The sequence below is a fragment of the Pengzhenrongella sp. genome, from assembly GCF_036565025.1.
Lineage (GTDB): Bacteria > Actinomycetota > Actinomycetes > Actinomycetales > Cellulomonadaceae > Pengzhenrongella.
Genome location: NZ_DATCNW010000415.1, coordinates 1 through 4,020, shown reverse-complemented (window position 1 = coordinate 4,020; position 4,020 = coordinate 1). Strand labels below are relative to the sequence as shown.

At 69.2% G+C, this 4,020-nt stretch carries 3 protein-coding genes; all 3 read left to right on the top strand.

Annotation, left to right across the window (positions count from 1 at the left end):
- The coding region (locus VIM26_RS23785) for a carbohydrate ABC transporter permease (protein WP_414696554.1) at nt 1–979 on the top strand (979 nt) is incomplete at its 5' end.
- Nucleotides 979–1,908, top strand: a complete 930-nt coding sequence (locus VIM26_RS23780) for a carbohydrate ABC transporter permease (protein WP_331955809.1) — start codon at nt 979–981, stop codon at nt 1,906–1,908. The genes VIM26_RS23785 and VIM26_RS23780, both read left to right, overlap by 1 nt.
- Nucleotides 1,905–4,020, top strand: a 2,116-nt coding sequence (locus VIM26_RS23775) for a beta-galactosidase (RefSeq protein WP_331955808.1), incomplete at its 3' end; no start/stop codon positions are given. The genes VIM26_RS23780 and VIM26_RS23775, both read left to right, overlap by 4 nt.

Sequence of the window (4,020 nt, the reverse complement as noted above, 5' to 3'; positions counted from 1 at the left end):
CCAAGTGACCCTGGCGCAGGCGCTTTCTCGACCTGCCGGCACTCCCGCCACCCGGGCGCCCCGTGCGCCCGGGCGCCGGCCCCGGCTGACCAAACGGCGCAAGCAAGAGGCGCGACTGTTCTACCTGTTCATCTCGCCGTGGATCATCGGGTTCCTGGTCTTCTTGTTCGGGCCGATGGTTGCCTCGATCTACTTCTCCCTGACGGACTGGGACTCGTTCACGGCGCCTGCGTTCGTCGGTCTGGCCAACTACATCAAGTTGCTCACCGACGACCCGATCTTCTGGAAGTCGCTGGGGAACACGTTCTACTTCGCGGTGGTCTCGGTCCCGCTCAGCATGGGCATCGGGCTGTGGCTGGCCAACCTGCTGAACAAGCGGGTCCGGTTCCGTAAGCTCTTCCGGACCGTGATCTACCTGCCGACCCTGGTGCCGATCGTCGCGACCGCACTGGTCTTCAAGATGGTCCTGGCACCGACCACCGGGCCGCTCAACAAGTTTCTCGCCCTGTTCGGGATCACCGGGCCGGCGTGGTTGCTCGATGCGAACTCGGTCAAGCCCGCGATCATCCTGCTGTCCGTGTGGGGCGCGGGCGGGGCGACGGTCCTGCTCCTCGCCGCGATGAAGGGGATCCCGACGGAGTTCTACGAGGCTGCGGAGATCGACGGCGCGGGGCCGATCCGACAGTTCTGGAGCATCACGTTCCCGCAGGTCACGCCCATCATCTTCTTCAACCTCATCATGGGGCTGATCGGCTCGTTCCAGGTCTTCGCCCAGGTATACATCCTCACCCAGGGAGGGCCGAACAACGCAAGCCAGATGATCGTGCCGCTGCTGTTCCAGGAGGCATTCTCCTTCTACCACATGGGGTATGCCTCGGCGATCTCCTGGCTGCTCTTCGTGGTGATCCTCGGATGCACCCTGATCGCCTTCAGGACAAGTCGCAAATGGGTCTTCTACGAGCACGAGGTGAACCGCTGATGGCACTGACCACTCTCGCGCCGCCTGACGCGAGCCCCGTCCCGGCAACGCCGACCGCGAAGAGCGGTCATCATGCCCGCACGCTGCGGGCGTTCCGGGCCACCCCTGCTACCTACGCGACGCTGATCGTCGTCTCGTCGATTCTGTTCGTGCCGTTCATCCTGCTCGTCTCGATCGCGTTGTCGAGCGACGCGACCGTGAACCAGAACGCGTTCACGATCTTCCCCAGGGAGTTCCACTTCGAGAACTTCGTGCGGGTGTTCACCACGGATCTGCCGATGGGCCGGTTCCTGCTGAACTCCGTCATCATCGCGACGCTCTCCGCAGTCGGGCAGGTGCTGTCGAGCTCGCTGGTCGGCTATGCCTTCGCGCGGATGCGCGCGCCCGGGAAGAACGCGGTGTTCATGGTCGTGCTCGCGACCATGATGATCCCCGCCCAGATCACGATGATCCCCCAGTTCATCATGTTCAAGGAGTTGGGATGGGTGAACACGTTCCTGCCGCTGATCATCCCGAACTTCTTCTCCAACGCCTTCAACATCTTTCTCATCCGGCAGTTCGTCAGCCGGCTGTCCGGGGAGATCGACGAGGCGGGGATGATCGACGGGCTGGGATTCTTCGGCATCTTCCGCCGGATCACCCTGCCGATGATGTTCCCGGTGCTGATCGCCATCGGGATCTTCACCCTGACCGCCGCCTGGGGCGACTTCATGGGTCCGCTCATCTACCTCAGCGACGAGGCCAAGATGCCGCTCGCGCTCGGCGTGCAGTACATCACCAGCACCGGGCAGGCGCTCCAGGCCCCGCCATGGAATCTGGTCATGGTCGGCTCGATCCTGCTCACGCTGCCGATGATCGTCATCTACTACCTCGGCCAGAAGTACCTGTACGAGATGAACATCTCCGGCGGAAGCGCGGGAGTGAAGTGACCCTGCCGATCACCCGTCCCCACCGGCAGGCGTCCGGCGATCCGTCGGATGCCCTGTCTGGCGACCTGATCGGGACCTCGCACGTCCTGCTCTGCGCATCGCTGTTCTACTTCCGGCTGCCGCGCGCACAGTGGCGGGCGCGCCTGGCGCAGGTCGCCGAATCCGGGTACACCTGCGTCGATGTCTACCTGCCGTGGAACTTCCACGAGCTCGCTCCCGGTGAGTGGGACTTCTCCGGGGAGCGGGACGTCGCGGCGTTCCTCGACCTGGCCCGCGACGCCGGCCTGCACGTCATCGCGCGGCCCGGCCCCTACATCTGCTCCGAATGGGACGGTGGCGCGCTGCCCGCCTGGCTCACGCTCGATCCCGAGCTGCGGGTCCGGCAGAACGAACCGCGCTACCTCGCGCAGGTCGAGCGCTGGTTCGACCGGATCCTGCCGATCCTGGCCGCGCGTCAGGTGGACCCGGGCGGCACGCCGTCGGCGGGCTCGATCATCGCCGTCCAGCTCGAGAACGAGCTCGACTTCTTCGACTGCCACGACCGGACCGGCTACCTCAGCGCGCTGCGCGACCTGGCACGCGCGGGCGGCATCCGGGTGCCGCTCATCGCATGCGCCGGGCAGGGCGACCTGGCCGGGGCCACCGGGGACGTCGACGACGTCCTGGTGGCCTGCAACTTCTACCCCGACGACGCCTCGCCGGCGATCGAGGCCGAGGTCCGTCGCTACGCCGACGTGCTCGCCGAACGCGGGCTCCCGCTGCTCATCACCGAGACGAACCGGGCGCACCGCACGCTGCGCCGCATGTTCGCGAGCGGTGCGCGGCTCATCGCTCCCTACCTGCAGTCGTCCGGCTGGAACTTCGGCCTGACGCCGTCGGCGGGCAACTGGGGAGACCCCGGCAGCTTCATGAGCCACGCCTACGACTTCGGCGGCTACGTCTCGGCGACCGGGCAGCCGCGGCGCGAGTACGCCGAGGCCCGGCTGTTCGCCCGGGTCATCGCCGCGCTCGGCGACAAGCTCGCGACGTCGGGCACCACGGCCGACCTCGCGGCGGGCCTGGCGACCGATTTTCCGAGCGCAGGGTCACCCTCCGCGCTCAACCTCACCGGCGGCGGTCAGCTGATCGCCGTGCCCAACCTCGGCGCCGACGACGGCGTCGCACACCTCACCCTCGCGACCGGCGCCGTCCAGGTGGCGGTGCCGGCCGGGCAGTGCCCCCTGCTGCTTGTGGGCGTGCCGCTCGCGGGCTGGGGCTTTCCGGGCACGCTCGAGCTCGCCTCCGCGGATCTGGTCGGGGCGCGGCAGGACTGCGCGGGCCTCGTGCTCGAGCTGGCCTCCGACGTGCCCGTCACCGTGGTCTTCTCCGGCCTCGGCGACCTCGACGTCGAAGGGGTCGGGGACGTGCGCGTGGCGCGCAGCGTCACCGCCGTGCGGCTCGACGTCGCCGGGCCGTGGGAGCCGGCGCCGTCGGCCGTGCTGAGCACCACCGCCGGCCGGATCGTCGTGCAGGTCGTGGGCCGGCGCGCTTCGGCGACGGGCCCGACCGACGAGCCCGGGCCGACCCGCCCGGCGCTGCCGGTCGCCGCCGTGCGGGTCACCCCGGCGACCGATCTGTACCCGCGCACCGGCCTGACCGCCCCGGCGGACCTGCCCCCGGCGCTCGAGGCCCGCGGCGTGTACCGCGGACGCGGCCGGTACCTCGCGAGCCTGGACGCGACCGGGGTGGACGCCCTGGTGATCGCCGGTGCGAGCGACATCGTCGAGGTGTCCGTCGACGGCGTCGAGCTCGCGACGATCGCCCGGTTCGGCGCCACCGACCTGATCGACGTGTCCGCGTGCACCGGCCGGGTGGACCTGGCCGCGACCGTGGAGATCTGGGGTCATTCGAACTTCGACGACTCGCGCCTGCCCGCCCTCCGGCTCGGGTCGTTGCGGGGCCTCGGACGGGTGTGGACCCTCGAGTCGCGGGTCGACGTCACCTCGCGGTGGACGGTGGGCGGCGTCGCGCAGTGGGCGGGCCGCGCACCCGCGCCGGAGCGCTCGTTCGGTGGCTGGAGCAGCACCCGCGGCGGCGCCGCGATCACCTACCGTCGGGAGGTGAGCGCAGCGA